13 protein-coding genes are annotated in these 15,294 nt (G+C 75.7%); 7 read left to right on the top strand and 6 right to left on the bottom strand.

The annotated features are described in order from the left end of the window. Positions 1 to 132 precede the first annotated feature (132 nt). Positions 133 to 492: a PadR family transcriptional regulator gene (locus tag AB0D32_RS32390; RefSeq protein ID WP_357098661.1), complete on the top strand. Its 360-nt coding sequence runs from the start codon at positions 133 to 135 to the stop codon at positions 490 to 492. Continuing rightward, positions 489 to 1,484 carry a hypothetical protein gene (locus tag AB0D32_RS32385; RefSeq protein WP_357098658.1) on the top strand — a complete coding sequence of 332 codons (996 nt, stop codon included), beginning with the start codon at positions 489 to 491 and terminating at the stop codon, positions 1,482 to 1,484. The genes AB0D32_RS32390 and AB0D32_RS32385 overlap by 4 nt, the downstream gene beginning before the upstream one ends. A 324-nt stretch (positions 1,485 to 1,808) precedes the next feature. Here AB0D32_RS32385 and mptB (AB0D32_RS32380) read toward each other — a convergent pair whose 3' ends face one another. Then, positions 1,809 to 3,266 carry a polyprenol phosphomannose-dependent alpha 1,6 mannosyltransferase MptB gene (mptB, locus tag AB0D32_RS32380; protein WP_357098667.1) on the bottom strand — a complete coding sequence of 486 codons (1,458 nt, stop codon included), beginning with the start codon at positions 3,264 to 3,266 and terminating at the stop codon, positions 1,809 to 1,811. A gap of 50 nt (positions 3,267 to 3,316) precedes the next feature. Continuing rightward, the gene (gene mptB / locus AB0D32_RS32375) at positions 3,317 to 4,717 is read right to left on the bottom strand and encodes a polyprenol phosphomannose-dependent alpha 1,6 mannosyltransferase MptB (protein ID WP_357098655.1); all 1,401 of its coding nucleotides are present in this window, start codon (positions 4,715 to 4,717) and stop codon (positions 3,317 to 3,319) included. Positions 4,718 to 4,761: 44 nt separating this feature from the next. Here mptB (AB0D32_RS32375) and AB0D32_RS32370 point away from each other — a divergent pair, with 44 nt between their 5' ends. Both AB0D32_RS32370 and AB0D32_RS32365 read left to right on the top strand, forming a co-directional pair. Continuing rightward, a complete protein-coding gene (locus AB0D32_RS32370; protein WP_357098652.1) occupies positions 4,762 to 6,441 on the top strand; it encodes a hypothetical protein in 1,680 nt (559 codons plus the stop codon). Between the two features lie 114 nt (positions 6,442 to 6,555). Next, positions 6,556 to 7,263: a methyltransferase domain-containing protein gene (locus AB0D32_RS32365; RefSeq protein WP_357098649.1), complete on the top strand. Its 708-nt coding sequence runs from the start codon at positions 6,556 to 6,558 to the stop codon at positions 7,261 to 7,263. 39 nt (positions 7,264 to 7,302) lie between these two features. On the opposite strand, the gene AB0D32_RS32360 is transcribed toward AB0D32_RS32365, so the two are convergent. From AB0D32_RS32360 to AB0D32_RS32350, 3 genes are all read right to left on the bottom strand, one after another. Then, on the bottom strand, positions 7,303 to 10,320 hold the full coding sequence (locus AB0D32_RS32360; protein ID WP_357098646.1) for a bifunctional [glutamine synthetase] adenylyltransferase/[glutamine synthetase]-adenylyl-L-tyrosine phosphorylase: 3,018 nt from the start codon (positions 10,318 to 10,320) through the stop codon (positions 7,303 to 7,305). Continuing rightward, complete coding sequence (locus AB0D32_RS32355; RefSeq protein WP_357098643.1) at positions 10,320 to 11,087, bottom strand: type 1 glutamine amidotransferase; 768 nt, start codon at positions 11,085 to 11,087, stop codon at positions 10,320 to 10,322. The genes AB0D32_RS32360 and AB0D32_RS32355 overlap by 1 nt, the downstream gene beginning before the upstream one ends. A gap of 133 nt (positions 11,088 to 11,220) precedes the next feature. Then, positions 11,221 to 11,811 (bottom strand): helix-turn-helix domain-containing protein, encoded by a 591-nt coding sequence (locus AB0D32_RS32350; protein ID WP_357098639.1) that lies wholly within the window; start codon positions 11,809 to 11,811, stop codon positions 11,221 to 11,223. A 75-nt stretch (positions 11,812 to 11,886) separates the two neighbouring features. Here AB0D32_RS32350 and AB0D32_RS32345 point away from each other — a divergent pair, with 75 nt between their 5' ends. Together AB0D32_RS32345 and AB0D32_RS32340 are read left to right on the top strand one after the other, a co-directional pair. Then, entirely contained in the window at positions 11,887 to 12,303 is a 417-nt protein-coding gene (locus AB0D32_RS32345; RefSeq protein ID WP_357098636.1) for a VOC family protein, read from the top strand. Positions 12,304 to 12,400: 97 nt separating this feature from the next. Next, the gene (locus tag AB0D32_RS32340) at positions 12,401 to 13,276 is read left to right on the top strand and encodes an LD-carboxypeptidase (protein WP_357098664.1); all 876 of its coding nucleotides are present in this window, start codon (positions 12,401 to 12,403) and stop codon (positions 13,274 to 13,276) included. 175 nt (positions 13,277 to 13,451) lie between these two features. On the opposite strand, the gene AB0D32_RS32335 is transcribed toward AB0D32_RS32340, so the two are convergent. After that, positions 13,452 to 14,336 carry a virginiamycin B lyase gene (locus AB0D32_RS32335; protein ID WP_357098634.1) on the bottom strand — a complete coding sequence of 295 codons (885 nt, stop codon included), beginning with the start codon at positions 14,334 to 14,336 and terminating at the stop codon, positions 13,452 to 13,454. 255 nt (positions 14,337 to 14,591) lie between these two features. On the opposite strand from AB0D32_RS32335, the gene AB0D32_RS32330 reads away from it, so the two are divergent. Beyond that, the gene (locus AB0D32_RS32330) at positions 14,592 to 15,149 is read left to right on the top strand and encodes a hypothetical protein (RefSeq protein WP_357098631.1); all 558 of its coding nucleotides are present in this window, start codon (positions 14,592 to 14,594) and stop codon (positions 15,147 to 15,149) included. The last annotated feature ends 145 nt before the right edge of the window (positions 15,150 to 15,294 follow it).

Here is a 15,294-nt window from a genome sequence, read left to right as displayed (position 1 = left end):
TCACCTCTATCTTTGTCCCGCCGTCCCCACATCGCCCCCCGTAGCGGGGGCGGCGGGGTGCCGCGCCGACCCCCCCCCCCCCGACCGCGTAACGGCCACCGACATACCTTCGCGTCCGATATATTGCGGGGCGTGGACACACCGCTGCGCGAACCCACCTTCCTGATCCTCACCGCGCTGGCCGGCGAGCCGATGCACGGCTACGGCCTGATCGGCGAGGTCTCCGCCCTCTCCGACGGGCGCGTGTCGCTGCGGCCGGGCACCCTCTACGGGGCGCTCGACCGGCTGGTCGACGCCGGTCTGGTGGAGGTCGACCGGGAGGAGGTGGTGGACGGCCGGCTGCGCCGCTACTACCGCCTCTCCCCCACCGGGGGCGCCACCCTGGCCGCCGAGACCGAGCGCCTGCGCCGCAACGTCGAGGCGGCCACCGCCCGACTGCGCGCCCGCGCGGGCCGACCGCTGGCCCCGCGTACCGCCGGAGGGCTGGTGTGAGCGGGCTGGAGCGGCGCTACCACCGCCTGCTGCGGGCCTACCCGGCGGAGTACCGGCGGGCGCGCGGCGCCGAGATCGTCGGCACGTACCTCGACCTGGCCGGCCCGGGCCGGCGCTGGCCCTCGCCAGCGGACGCCGCGGACCTGCTGCGCGGCGGCCTGCGCCAGCGGCTGCGGGCCGCCGGGGCCGCCGACCTGATCCCGGGCGTACGCCTCGCCGCCGTCCTCGCCTTCCTCACCGCGACGGCGCTGGCGGCGGTCTGGTCGACGCTGGAGATGCACCCGCCACCGGCGAAGTGGGTGCCGGGCGCCGGGCCGTTCGTCTCGCTCGGGATCGGGGTGTGGGCCGCCTGGCTGCTTGCCGCAGTGGTACACGCGGCGGGACCGGGCCGGTGGACCCGCCGCGCCGTGGCCTTCGCCCTGCTGCTCACCGTCGCAGTCGTGCCGGTCGCGGCTCTCTCCGGCCTGCCCCGGCCGCCGTTGTCGGTGCTGCTGCCGCAGCTCGGCCTGGGGCTGGTGGCGCTCGGCCTACCCGAGCGCCTACCAGCGCCGCTCCGGGCGGCACCTCTGCTCGCCGTCGGCGTCGCCGGCCTCGCGGGTGTCAACCTGCTGTTCCGCCACGACTCTTACGGCAGCTACTACGGCTGGACGGCGAGCCAAGTCCTGCCCGGCGCCGCCGTGGTGCTGCTCGTGGTGGCGCTGCTGATCGGCACAGGGCTCGCCCTGCGGGCCGATCACCGGGGCGGCTGGGCGCTGCTGGTGCTGCTGACCCCGGTCGGTCTGCTCTTCCTGCATCCGCTGGCCGGCGCGATCGACGGCAACATGCGCGGAGCGCCCAACCCGGGCTGGTCCGCGCTGGCCGCGTCGGCCGTCGTGGTCGGCCTCGCCGGCCCCGCGCTGCTGCCGCTGGCCATCACCCTGCGCAAGCGGTTACGCCGCCCCGCCCCGGCCGAACCGGCCAGCCGCTGTCCGACCTGCGGCACACACCGCTGACCGCCGATCCTTCCACCGCCTGCCGACCGCGACAGAGCCTCCCGCACCGACCGACAGTCGTCTCGCGCCCGCCCCAAGGCGAGATCTTGGCAAGAAACGGCCCCTCCAGGGGCACATTCCTGCCAAGATCTCGCCGCGCCGACTGACCGTGGCGATGATCCGCCCGATTCGGCACGGCGTGGCCTCGTCGGTGAGGCATCGCATGGCACTGTCAGTAGGCGCGGCATGACCGCTGTCTGGCGGCACGGCGTGGCACCGTCAGTGGGCACAGCACGGCCCCCGCCAGGGACACGCCAGCCGGAGGACCGTATGGGGTTCGTCAGATCAGGGGGCCCGGCGCAGCCGGAGCAGGCACCACACCGCCAGCCAGGCCACCAGCGCGGTCACCGCCAGCGCACCCGGGGCCTTGGTGAACCGGGCCAGGTTGGCACCGTCGGGCAGGGTGAGGAAGGCTGCCGCCGCGCAGGGCAGCACGAACCAGGTGGTCCGGCTCGCGACGACCGCAAGCAGGGCAAGCGGCCAGGTGGCGTACCAGGGGTGGAAGACCGGGGCCAGCACGACCGTGGCGGCCAGCGCCAGGCCGGCGCCGAGCAGGGCGACCCGGGGTCGGGCGGCGTCCAGGCGGGGCACCCGCTGCCGGACGTCGTTGAGCCGGCGCAGCCCCGACCAGGCCCGCCACCACAGCACCGCCACCAGCACGGCGAGCAGCAGCAGCGCCGCCGCCCGGGTCACGGGCACCGCGCCCGGCTCCCGGCCGACGAACCCGCCGGCGTAGTCGACGACGAAACCGACTGCCGTCGGCGGCGACGTCCACTGCTCGGAGTCGCCGCTGCGGGTCAGCCCGCCGACCCAGCCGAGGCCGAGGCCGGACAGCAGCGAGGTGACCGTCACCGCGCCGAGCGCCCCGCCGGCCAGCCAGCCGGCGTCGCGCAGCAGCGCCCGCAGGGTGTAGCGGCCGTGCACGGCGGCCAGCGCCGCGAAGGGGAGCACCACCACGGCGGTCGCCTTCACCGTCACCGCCAGCCCGAGCAGCGCCCCCGCCAACAGCAGCGGCCCCGGCCGGCCGGGGCGGCGTACCGACACCAGCAGGCCCAGCATCAGCAGGCCGAGCATCACCGCGTCGTTGTGCGCGCCGGCCACCAGGTGCACGCCGACCAGCGGGCAGGCCAGCGCCAGCCAGGCCGCCCGGCGGGTGGGCACGCCGGCGGCCCGGGCCAGCCCCGGCAGGCAGAGGGCGGCCAGCAGCACCCCACCGACCGCGAGCAGCCGGAACGCCACGATCGCGCCCACCAGGCCGCCGCCGAGGGTCACGGCGAGCGCGGCGAGCAGCACGAAGATCGGCCCGTACGGCGCGGGCGTGTCCCGCCAGATCGGCGCGACGGCCTCCACCCAGGGGCAGCCGGCCTCGGCGACCCCGGTGGCGTACGGGTCGACGCCGTGCGCGTACGCCCAGCCCTGACAGGCGTACGAGTAGACGTCCCGGCTGCCCAGCGGCGGGGTGACCAGCAGCGGCAGCGCCCACAGCCCGGCGGTCAGGTACGCCCACCGCGTCGACGGCGCGCCCCGGCGCAGCGCCCACCAGGCGCCGGCCAGCAGGGCGGTGCCGACCAGCCAGGCGCCGAGCGTCAGCGGCCCGGTGTCCGAACGCCAGACGCTCGGCGGGGTGGCGTCCAGCGGCGTCGACGGCAGCGCGCCGCCGAGCCAGCCGGCGACGGCCAGCAGCACCGCCCCGGCCAGCCCGGCGTAGCGGGCGACCCGGGCGGCACCGGGCGACGGCGGCAGCGCATCAGGCGTCGGCGGAGCGCCGGGAGCGGTCACCGGCGTCCCTCTCCTCAGTCCACGGCGGCCGGTCTGCGGGCCGCCCGAGCCGACCGTACCAAGCGGACCACCACCACGATCACCAACAGCGTCATCAGGGGTGCCCCGACGGTCTTGGTGTACCGGGGCAGCCCCGTGCCGTCGGCGAGCACCAGGAACGACGAGACGATCGCGACCACCGTGAACCAGCCGGTGCGCCGCGACGTGGCCGCGAGCACGGCCAGCGGCCAGGTCCAGTACCAGGGGTGGAACAGCGGGGCGAGCGCGACGGTGGCGGCCAGCGCCAGGCCGGCGTGCCAGATCGGCTCGCGGGTGCGGGCCCGCCACCACAGCCAGAGCAGCACCAGCGCCAGCGCCGCCATGCCGATGCCCCGGGTGACGGGCAGCGGGTCGCCGTGCCAGCCGAACGGCGCGGCGAGGTAGGCGACGGTCTGCCCCACCGCCGTCGGCGGCGACGTCCAGGCGATCACCAGGCCGCCCTGCTCCAGCCCGGTCACCCAGCCGAAGCCCAGGCCGGTGGCGAGGGTCGCGCCGACCACGGCGGCGACCGCCCCGCCGACCACCCACCCGCCGTCGCGCACGAGCGCCCTGATCGAGTACGCCCCGACGATGGCGGCCAGCGCGGCGAACGGCACCACGACCAGCGCGGTCACCTTGATCGCGACGGCCAGGCCGAGCAGCACTCCCCCGGCGAGCAGCGGGCCGGGGCGACCCGGCCGGGACACCACCACCGCCAGTCCGGCGACGAGCAGCCCCACCATCAGCGCGTCGTTGTGCGCCCCCGAGACCAGGTGCACCCCGATCAGCGGCGAGCCCAGCGCCAGCCAGACCGCCCGGCCGGCCGGTACGCCGCAGCGGCGGGCCAGCACCGGCAGGCAGGCCGCGGTCAGCCCCACTCCGACGACGGCGAGCAGCCGGAACAGCACGATGCTGCCGTAGAGCGACCCGGTCGCCTTCACCACCGCCCCGGCGATCAGCACGAACAGCGGCCCGTACGGTGCCGAGGTGTCCCGCCAGATGTAGGAGATGGTGTCCAGCCACGGGCACGGCAGCACCGAGACACCCTGCTCGTACGGGTTGATCCCGGCGGAGTAGCTGGCGCCCTGGCAGGCGTACGCGTAGACGTCCCGGCTGCCCAGGGGCGGTGCGACCAGCAGCGGCAGCAGCCAGAGCCCGACGGTCACCAGGGCCCAGCGGGTCGACGGCACCCGGTCGCGCAGCGTCCACCAGGCGTACGCCATCAGGCCGGTGCCGACCGCCCAGGTGGCGATGATCAGCGGGCCGTGCGGGCCCTGCCAGATGCTGACCGGGGTGGGGCGCAGGTCGCCGCCGGGCAGCGCTCCGCCGAGGAACGCGGCGACGGCGAGCAGCGTCGAGCCGGCGAGGCCGAGCCAGCGCGCGAGGTGGTGAGGCACGCCGGACATGCTGCCAGTACGGTGGTCGCGGTACGGAGGTGGGCATGCGGCGCAGTCGGGTGGTGGCGGTGGCCGCCGCGTCCGCCGTGCTCGTCGGAGTGGTCTACGTCGCTCTGCCGCCGACCGGCTCCGACCTCGCCGCGCAGGTCGCGCGGGCCGACTTCTTCGCCGCCCACGGCTTCGCCCCGGTGGACCTGCGCTGGTACGGCGGCGTGCAGCAGTTCGGCTACAGCCTGGTCTCCCAGCCGGTGATGGCGTTGCTCGGGGTACGGGTCACCGGCGCGTTGGCCCTGGTGGCGGCGGCCACCGCGTTCGCGGCCCTGCTGGTGCGCACCGGGGTGCCCCGCCCGCTGCTCGGCAGTCTCGTCGGGGTGCTCACCATCGCCGGCAACCTGGTCTCGGGCCGGGTGACGTACGGCCTCGGGGTGGCTTTCGGCCTCGGCGCGCTGCTCGCCCTCACGCTGCCGGCAGGGCCGACGGACGCCGGCCCGGAAGCGCCGGCCGGGCGGGCGCGGCGCCGGCAGTTCGTACGGCTCGGCCTGGCGGCGGCCGGCGCGCTGCTGGCCTCGGCGACGAGCCCGGTGGCGGGCCTCTTCGTCGGCCTGGCGGGCGCGGCGCTGCTGTCGACCCGCCGGTACGCCGACGGCCTGGTGCTCGGCGTCGCCGCCGCGCTGCCGCTCGGGCTGACCACCCTGCTCTTCGGCGACGGCGGCTGGATGAACATCAGCCGCACCGACACGGTCCGGGCCGTGCTGACCAGTCTGCTCGTGGCCGCGCTGGTGGGATACCGGCCGGTGCGGGTGGGGGCGCTGCTCTCGGCGGCCGGGGTGCTGGCGGCGGCGCTGGTGCACACCCCGGTCGGGCTGAACGCCACCCGGCTGGCCGTCATGTTCGCCCTGCCCCTGCTGGCCGCCGCCGCCCGCCCCCCGGCCCGACTGGCGGGGTGGCTGGCCCGGCGCGGTCGGCCCGGCCCGTCATCCGCCGTACGGCCGGCGGAGACCGCGCGGGCCGGAGTCGGGGGCGGCGCGCGGGCCCGGGGCGGCGTCGCGCTGGCCGCGCTGCTGGCGGCGGTGTGCTGGTGGCAGCCGCCGGTCTCCCCCGCCGACCTGCGCAGCGTGGACGACCCGACCAGCCGGGCGGCCTACTTCGCGCCGCTGCGGGCGTTCCTCGACGGGCAGCGACTCACCGGCCGGGTGGAGGTTCCGCCGACCCGGAACTACTGGGAGGCCGCCTCGTTGAGCGAGGTGCCGCTGGCCCGGGGTTGGCTGCGGCAGGCCGACATCGATCGCAACCCGCTCTTCTTCACCACCGTGCCGGGGGCGGCCGGCACCGGAGTGCCGCTGACCGCCGCGAGCTACCGGAGCTGGCTCGACGACAACGCGGTGCAGTTCGTCGCGGTGCCGGACGCCCCGCTGTCCTGGGTCGGGCGGGCCGAGGCCGAGCTGGTCGCGGGCGGGCTGCCGTACCTGACGCCCGCCTGGTCCGGCCCGCACTGGCGGGTCTGGGCGGTGGACGACCCGACCCCGATCGTCGGCGCGCCGGCGGAGTTGGTCGCGTACGACGGCGCCTCGGTGACGTTCCGGGCGGCGGCTGCCGGCACGGTGCCGGTCCGGATCCGGCACAGCCGCTGGCTGACCGCCTCGGGCGGGGCCACGGTCGCCGCCGACGGCGAATGGACGGCGGTGACCGTGCCGCGCGCCGGGCAGTACCGGCTCGGCAGTTGACCAGCGGCGTCACCCGAATTTTGCCGGTCCGGCAACGTTACTTGCTCCTCCCGTCGTTGCCGCGCAACGATCGGCGTGGCAGGTCACCGAGGCAGCGCACCAGGAGGACGAGACGTGCACCACGACGCGACGGCCGGGGGGCACCGGCACCACGACAGCACGGCGGCGACCGGCCACGACGGGCCGCGGCACCCGGACGTGGACGAGGAGACCGCGCGGTTCTGGGAGGAGCACTACGGGCGGCACGAGAGGGTCTGGAGCGGCCGGGCGAACCCGATCCTGGTCGACGTCGCCGGGCAGTTGCCGGCCGGCACCGTACTGGACCTCGGCTGCGGCGAGGGCGGCGACGCGGTCTGGCTGGCCGGGCAGGGCTGGCGGGTGACCGCGGTCGACGTCTCCGAGACCGCCCTCGCCCGGGCGTCCGAGGAGGCGTCCGCCGCCGGGGTCGCGTCCCGCATCGAGTTCCGCCGGCACGACCTCACCCGGACCTTCCCGCCGGGCGAGTACGACCTGGTCTCCGCCCAGTTCCTCCAGTCGCCGCTGGAGTTTCCCCGGGCGCAACTGCTCCAGGCGGCGGCCCGGGCCGTGGCCCCCGGCGGCCGGCTGCTCGTCGTCGAGCACGGCGAGGCGCCGCCGTGGGGACGTCACGATCACGCGCACGCGCACTTCCCCACCCCGCAGGAGACCTTCGCCGCGCTCGACCTCGACCCCGAGCGGTGGGACACCGAGCGGCTGGACGCCCCGCACCGCCAGGCCACCGGCCCGCACGGCGAGACCGGGCACCTGGTCGACAACGTGATCCTGGTCCGCCGCACGCGGTAGCCCTCGGCGCCGGCCGGACCGCCCGGCGGCGCGGCCGGCTCAGGAGTCGAGCACGCGTTCCATCGCCGCCCGGGAACGGCGGCCGGTGCGCAGGTATTCGTCGAGGAACTCGCCGGGATCGTCCCGGCCGAGCAGCCGGACCACGCCGGCCAGCTCGACGCCGTGCCGGGGCAGCTGGTCGCCCTCCCGGCCACGGACCAGCATCAGCGCGTTGCGGACCTGCGCGGCCAGCGTCCAGCCGGCCGCCATCTCGGTGGCGTCCGTCGGGTCGACCAGGCCCGCGTCCCGGGCCGCCGAGAGGGCGTCGAGCGTACGCGTGCCGCGCAGGGCCGGGATCGTCCCGGCGTGCCGGAGCTGGAGCAGCTGCACCGCCCACTCGACGTCGGCGAGGCCACCCCGGCCGAGCTTGGTGTGGGTGGCCGGGTCGGCGCCCCGGGGCAGCCGCTCGTGCTCCACCCGCGCCTTGATCCGGCGGATCTCCACCACCTGCTCGCGGGTCAGCCCGTCGGCCGGGTAGCGCACCGGGTCGACCATCGCCTCGAACTCGGCGCCGAGATCCGCGTCGCCGCAGACGAACCGGGCGCGCAGCAGCGCCTGCGCCTCCCACACCTTCGACCAGCGGGCGTAGTACTGCGCGTACGCGGCGAGGCTGCGCACCAGCGGGCCCTGCCGCCCCTCCGGGCGCAGGTCGGCGTCGACGCCGAGCGGCGGGTCGGGCGCGGGGATGCCGAGCAGCCGGCGCAGTTCCTCGGCGATCGCGCGGGCGGCGGCACCGGCCGCGCCGTCGCCCGCACCGGCCGGCGCGTCGTAGACGAAGAGCACGTCGGCGTCGGAGAGGTAGTTCGACTCGTACCCGCCGAGCCGGCCCACGCCGATGACGGCGAAGCGCAGCCCCGGCACGGGCGGTTGGGCCGCCCGCGCGGCCCGCAGCGCGGCGGCCAGGGTGGCGTCGGTGACCGCCGCCAGGGCGGTGCCGACGGCGGTCACGTCGGCGAGGCCGAGCGCCGCCCGCCCGCCGTCGGGCCGGGGCGGCGACGGGGCCAGCGAGCCGGCCCGGCTCAGCAGGTCGGCGCAGGCGATCCGGACCAGCTCCCGCCGACGCAGCGCGCGGATGGCGCGGGCGGCCTCGACCGGGTCGGCGTGCCGGGCCGCCGCGGCGGCGAAGCCCTCGCAGAGGACCTCCCTCGGCCGGGGGGTCAGCTCGCTCTCCTCGGCCAGCATCCGCAGCGCCTCCGGCTCGCGGCCCAGCAGGTCGGCGGCGTACCGGGAGGAGGAGAGCACCCGGGCCAGCCGGCGGGCCACCGGCCCGGAGTCGCGCAGCAGGCGCAGATACCAGGGGGTGCTGCCGAGCTTGTCGGAGACCTGCCGGTAGTTGAGCAGGCCGCGATCCGGCTCGGGGGCGTCGGCGAACTCGCTGAGCAGCACCGGCAGCAGGGTGCGCTGGATGGCGGCGGTGCGGCTCACCCCGCCGGTGAGGGCCTGGAGGTGACGCAGCGCCCCGGCGGGGTCGGCGAAGCCGAGGATCTCCAGCCGGTGCCGGGCCGCCTCGGGGGTGAGCCGCAGCCCGTCGGCCGGCACCCGGGCCACCGACTCCAGCAGCGGCCGGTAGAGCAGCTTGGCGTGCAGCCGGCGTACCTCGGCGGCGTGGGTGACCCACTCGGCGCGGAACTCCTCGACGGCGCTGCGGCCCGGCGTGGCGGTGTGGCCCAGGGCGGCGGCCAGCCAGCGCAGCGCGGTCGGCTCGGTCGGCACGGTGTGGGTGCGGCGCAGCCCCTGGAGCTGGAGGCGGTGCTCGACGCCGCGCAGGAAGCGGTAGCCGCGCAGCAGCGCCTCGCCGTCGGCCCGGCCCACGTAGCCGCCGGCGACCAGCGCGCGCAGCGCCGGGATGGTGCCGGGCGCCCGCAGCGACTCGTCGCCCCGGCCGTGCACCAGTTGCAGCAGCTGCACGGCGAACTCGATGTCGCGCAGCCCACCGGGGCCGCGCTTGATCTCGCGTTCCAGCTCCTTCGGCGGGACGTGGTCGATGATCTTGCGCCGCATGGCGCGGACGTCCTCGACCGCCTCGGGGCGCTCGGCGGCCCGCCACACCAGCGGGGCGAGCTGGTCGATCCACTCCCGACCCAGTGCCAGGTCGCCGGCCGCCGGCCGGGCCTTGAGCAGCGCCTGGAACTCCCAGGTGCGCGCCCAGCGCTGGTAGTAGGCGAGGTGGCTGGCCAGCGTCCGCACCAGCGGCCCCCGGTTGCCCTCCGGGCGCAGGGCGGCGTCGACCGGCCAGGCCACCAGCCCGCAGACGTGGATCAGCCGGGTGGCGACCGTGGTGGCCGCGGCGAGGTCGTCGTCCTCGGCGGCCACGAAGATCACGTCCACGTCGGAGACGTAGTTGAGCTCGTCGCCGCCGCACTTGCCCATCGCCACGACGGCGAGCCGGGGCCGGGCGGTGCCCTCCGGCAGCTCGCCGACCGCGATCTCGTACGCCGCCGCCAGGGTCGCGTCGGCCAGCGCGGAGAGCGCGGCCATGGTCTGCTCCAGGCCCCGGCCGCCGGTCAGGTCGGCCGCCGCGATCCGCAGCAGCGCCAGCCGGTACGCCCTGCGCAGCACCACCACCGGCTTGCCGTCGCCGGAGAGGTCGAGCCGCCCCTCGGCGGTCGGCGCCAGCCCGTCCGGTGCGGTGCGCAGCGCCGGCCACTGGTCGGGGTTGGCGACCAGGTGGTCGCCGAGCGCGGAGGACGCGCCGAGGACGGCGATCAGCCGGCCACGCAGGCCCGGATCGTCCCCCAGCGCCGCCAGCAGCGCCGACGTCAACTGTTCCGGGTTGGTCCGGCGCTCGGCCTCGACGATGCGGTGCAGCTGGCGCAGCGCCAGATCCGGGTCGGCGGCCCGGGAGAGCGCGACGAGCAGCTCCGCCGCGCGCTCGTCGGCGGGTTCCTGCACGTCCGGCCGCCACAGCCCGAGCCCCTCCGGGCCGAGCAGGTCGCCGGCGCGGGTGGCACCGACGCCGCCGTCGGTGCCGAAGCCGTAGCGGGCGAGCCGCCCCGCGGCCCTGGCCGGCCGGCTCATCACTGCCCGAGCAGGGGCAGGCTGCGGCGGGGCTCGGCGTCGTCCAGCTCGCCGAGGGCCAGCGCGGCGAACCGGGCGGCGAACGGCTGCCAGACCTCCTCGACGTCGACCATCACGTCGTGGCAGGCCGCCACCACCAGGTCGGGGTCGTAACCCAGCTCGGCCAGGAGCGCCGAGTCGGCGGCCCAGTCGGCGATCATGGCGGTGTCGCACTCGATGTGGAACTGGAGCCCCCAGGCCCGGTCGCCCATCCGGAAGGCCTGGTGCGGGTAGCGGGTCGAGGCGGCCAGCAGGGTGGCGCCCCGGGGCAGCTCGGTGATCTCGTCGGCGTGCCACTGGAACACGTCGGGCATCAGCGGGACGTAACGGAACAGCGGGTCGGTGTCGGCGGCGTCCCGCTTGCCGACCACGCTGGGGCCGACCTCCGGGCCGCTCGGGCTACGCACGACCTCACCGGCGTGCGCGGTGGCCAGCAGCTGCGCGCCGAGGCAGATGCCGAGGGTCGGCACCCGGTGCCGCACGGCCTTGCGCAGCAGCCCCTCCAGCGCCGGGAGCCAGGGCTCGGCGGGCGACCCGTCCGGCAGCGGGTACGGCGGCACCGGACCGCCGAGCACCACCAGCGCGGAGTATCCCGTCAGGTCGGCGGGGATCTCGTCACCGGCGTGGGTGCGAACCACCCACAGGTCGAGGCCGGCCTCGGTCAGCCACTCTCCGAGCCGGCGGATGTCGTCGGTCGGGTCGTTCTCGATCACCAACGCGGTAGCCACGACGTCGAGGCTAGCCGGTGACCCCGACGGTCCCCGGAACGCCTCCACCGGGCGCGGCGACGACCTCACCGCCGACCGGCCCCGGCACGGCGGGCGCTCGACTGAGCCGGTGCGCAGCCTGCGGGCGCTGGGCTCAGGCGGTGCGCAGCGCGTCGAGCATCCGGGACAGCGCGGCGCGGGTGTCCGCCAGGGCAGCCGGGTCGGTCGCGCGGGCGACCCAGAGCGCCGCTTCGTTCATCGCGCCGGAGAGCAGGTGGGTCAGCGGTGCGACCGGCTGCGGCGCGATCAGCCCCTGCTCGACCAGCAGGGTCAACTCCTCGGCCAGGTGCCGGCCCGACGCCGCCTCGTCCAGCGCGCGCCACTCGTTCCAGCCGAGCACCGCCGGGCCGTCGATCAACATGATCTGCTGGATCGCGGGGTCCGTGCTCGCGGTCAGGAACGCCTGGCAGCCCGCCGTGAACCGGGCCCACGGGTCCTCCTCGGCGTCGGCGGTCGTGGCGACCCGCTGCGCCACCTCCTGCTGCACCTCCCCCAGCACCGCCCGGAACAGCTCGGCCTTCCCTGCGAAGTGGTGGTAGAGCGCGCCCTTGGTGACCCCGGCCGCCCCCACGATCTCGGCCAGGCCGACCGCCGCGTATCCCCGGGTGGCGAACAGCCGCCGGCTCTCGTCCAGCAGGGTCCGCCGGGTCTGTTCCCGCTGCTGTGCCCGGACGCCCTCGGTCATCGCACCCTCCATTGACATACCAACGGTACGCGAACTACCGTCCTTGACGTACCGATGGTATGCGAAAGGGCTGACATGAACCTCACCAGCTTCTACCCCGTCGTCTGCACCTCGCGGCTACGCGAGTCGCACGACTTCTACCGGCACTTCCTCGGCTTCGAGACGACCTTCGAGGCCGACTGGTACGTGAGCCTTCGGCGACCGGGCCCACCCGCGTACGAACTGGCGCTGCTCGACCACCAGCACCCGACGCTGCCCGAGGCATACCGGGCACCCGTGCGGGGACTCCTGCTCAACCTGGAGGTGACCGACGTCGACGCCGAGTGGGAACGGCTCGTCGTCCGGGGCGGACTGCACGCCGAGCTGGCGCTGCGCGACGAGGACTTCGGGCAGCGGCACTTCATCGTCGCCGCACCCGACGGAGTGCTGATCGACGTCATCACGCCCGTACCACCCTCGGCGGACTGGGCCGACCGGTACGTGGACCCGTGACCCGCCGCGACTAGGCTCTGCCGCTGTGTCCGACCGTGCCCGCACGACTCCCGCCACCGCCGTACGACCGCCGGTGCTGCGCCCCGGCGACACCGTCATGCTGGTGTCGCCTTCCGGGCCGACCCGGCCGGAACGGGTGGCCCGGGGCGTCGAGTTGCTCACCGGCTGGGGGCTGCGGCCGGTGCTGGCGCCGAACGCGTACGCCCGGCAGGGTTATCTCGCCGGCACGGACGAGCTGCGCGCCGCGGACCTGAACACGGCGTTCGCCGATCCCGAGGTGCGCGGGGTGATCTGCACCCGGGGCGGCTACGGCGCACAGCGGATCGTCGACGCGATCGACATGGTCGCCGTACGCCGGGACCCGAAGGTGGTCGCCGGCTTCTCCGACATCACCGCGTTGCAGTTCGCGCTCTGGCGGGGCGCCCGGCTGGCCGGCGTGCACGGCCCGGGAGCCGCCTGGTTGGACGAGCGCACGCCGCTGCGCTCGGCCGAGTCGCTGCACGCCGCCCTGATGACCACCGAGCCCGTCACGGTGAGCGCCGTGGCCGAGGAGGAGACCTTCGGAGTACGCGTGCCGGGCCGGGCCACCGGCCCGCTGCTGGGCGGCAACCTCTGCCTGATCGTGGCGTCGCTGGGCACCCCGGACATGCCGGACCTGACCGGGGCGGTCCTGCTCGTCGAGGACGTGCAGGAGCCGCCCTACAAGGTGGACCGGATGCTCACCCAGCTCCGCCGCGCCGGAGCCCTGGACGGGTTGGCCGGGGTGGCGGTGGGCCAGTTCACCGACTGCGCGGACGGCTGGTCGGTCGGCGTCGCCGACGTGCTCTCCGAGCGCCTCGGCGACCTCGGCGTCCCCGTCCTCGGCGGCCTCCCGATCGGCCACGGCCCCGGCCAGCTGACGGTCCCGGTGGGCACCGAAGCCACCCTGGACACGAACACCGGCACCCTCAAGATCACCCCCGCCGTCCACTGACCACCCACCCCCTCCCCACCCACCCACCCACCCCCACCCCCACCCGCCCTCTCCCAAGTTGATCATGAGGTTAGCGGGAGGGAATCCGACATTTCACCCGGCCAACGTCATGGTCAACGGAGCCAGGACGGGCAGGAGAGCCAGGACGGGCAGGAGAGGCAGGAGGGGTGGGTGGTCAGGGGGTCAGCTGGGCCAGCGCGCCCGTTTCCAGGGCAGCCCAGACCGTGGCGTCCGGGGCGACTGTCAGGCCGTGGGGCTCGGAGGCCGGGGTGGGCAGGTCGTAGGTGGTGATCGTGGTGTCCGGGGCGATGTGGCCGATGCGGTTGCCGCCCCACTCGGTGTACCAGCAGCCACCGGCCGGGTCGGCGACGATCGCGTGCGGCCGGGCGGACCGGTCGGGCAGCGGATACTCGGTGATCCGCCCGTCCGGGGTGATCCGCCCGAGCTGACCGGCGCCGATCTCGACGAACCAGAGTGCCCCGTCGACGCCGGCGGTGATGCCGACCGGAGCAGCCCCCTCGGTCGGCAGCGGGTGCAGGGTGACCGCGCCGTCCATGCCGATCCGACCCACCGCGTTCGCCTGGTTGACCGTGAACCAGACGGCCTCGTCGGGGCCGGCGGCGACCATCGAGACGTAGCCGCCGCTCACCGGCAGCGGAAACCGCGTCACCTCCCCGTCGACCGTGACCCGGCCCATCGTGTCGTCGTTCATCCCCGCGTACCAGAGGGCGCCGTCGGGACCGGCGGCGATGCCGCAGGGGCCGGTTCCGGGCTCGAGCGCGACGGCGCTCAGCTCGCCGTCGGTGGTGATCCGGCCGATCCGGTCGTCACCGGAGCGGGTGAACCAGAGCGCGCCGTCGGGGCCCGCAGTGATGATCAACGGACGGCTGCCGGCCGCCACCGGCCAGCGGCGCGACTCGTCGCCCGCACCCACCCGGGCGATCTCGCCGGCCTGGGCCAGCGTCAGCCACAACGCGCCGTCGGGGCCGGCCGTGATGCCATACGGGCCGGCGTCCACCCCGGTCAGCGGAACTTCCCTGATCTTGGAAGAGGTCGTCAAGAGGGAGTCACCTTCCGTCACTTGCTTTGTAAGGAGGAGTGCCTTTCCGACACACCGCGCCAGCTCCCCACACCTGCCCGGTGGGGCCTGCCGATCGCCCACCCTTACCCCCCGACAGTGCCGGAGCAACCCGTTTGTCCGACTCGGCCGGCCGAACTGCCAGCTCGCTGACAGGGTCGCCACGGCTTCTCCCCAGCCCGACTGGTCACTGTCGGTGACGTCATCGCATCACCCACCGACCAGATGGAGGACAGCATGTCCCGCACGATGAGGAAGAAGCACCTGCTGGCCGGACTGGCCGCAGCCGGCGTACTCGGCGTGGGGATCGCGGCCCCGACGGTCGCCTTCGCCGCGGACGGCGGCACCCCGACGCCGAGCGCCAGTGCCAGCGAGAAGGGAAGCGAGGAGCGGCAGCAGCAGCGGGCCGACCGGCAGGCGGAGTTCGCCGGGAAGCTGGCCGAGGAGCTGGGTGTCGACACCGACAAGGTGACGGCCGCGCTGGAGAAGCTGCGCGAGGAGCACAAGCCGGCCGACCACCCCGGGAAGGGCGAGCGGGGCGACAAGGGCGACCGGCCCGACAAGGGCGAGCGGGGCGACAAGGGCGAGCGCGGCGACAAGGGCGACCGGCCCGAGCGCGGCGACAGGGGCGACTCCGCCGACCGGCAGGCCGCGATGAAGGAGCGCCTGGCGCAGGCCGTCAAGGACGGCAAGCTCACCCAGGAGCAGGCCGACGCGGTCACCGCCGCAGTCGAGGCCGGCGTCTTCGCCCGCCCGGGCGGGCAGGACGGTCCGGCCGAGCCGACCGACAAGTGACGCTCCCCTGATCGGCAGGCCCCGAAGACCGGCGGATCCCCGACGTCGGCTACGGAGCCGGCCAGCCCCCCGCGATCTTGCACTTTCCGCCCCGACGAAAGTCGCGAAAGCGGCATCACGCGGGCCGAAAGTGCAAGATCGCGGC

It is taken from the genome of Micromonospora sp. NPDC048170, assembly GCF_040652795.1.
In the GTDB taxonomy this organism is placed as follows: Bacteria; Actinomycetota; Actinomycetes; order Mycobacteriales; family Micromonosporaceae; genus Micromonospora.
The sequence above is the reverse complement of the archived record's forward strand: the minus strand, read 5'-3'. Positions and strand labels throughout refer to the sequence as shown.

Excerpts from the sequence above, each read along its gene's own strand:
- AB0D32_RS32370 (WP_357098652.1), top strand. The coding sequence starts at position 4,762 with ATGCGGCGCAGTCGGGTGGTGGCGGTGGCCGCCGCGTCCGCCGTGCTC.
- AB0D32_RS32360 (WP_357098646.1), bottom strand. The coding sequence starts at position 10,320 with ATGAGCCGGCCGGCCAGGGCCGCGGGGCGGCTCGCCCGCTACGGCTTC.
- AB0D32_RS32350 (WP_357098639.1), bottom strand. The coding sequence starts at position 11,811 with ATGACCGAGGGCGTCCGGGCACAGCAGCGGGAACAGACCCGGCGGACC.
- AB0D32_RS32345 (WP_357098636.1), top strand. The coding sequence starts at position 11,887 with ATGAACCTCACCAGCTTCTACCCCGTCGTCTGCACCTCGCGGCTACGC.
- AB0D32_RS32340 (WP_357098664.1), top strand. The coding sequence starts at position 12,401 with ATGCTGGTGTCGCCTTCCGGGCCGACCCGGCCGGAACGGGTGGCCCGG.
- AB0D32_RS32330 (WP_357098631.1), top strand. The coding sequence starts at position 14,592 with ATGTCCCGCACGATGAGGAAGAAGCACCTGCTGGCCGGACTGGCCGCA.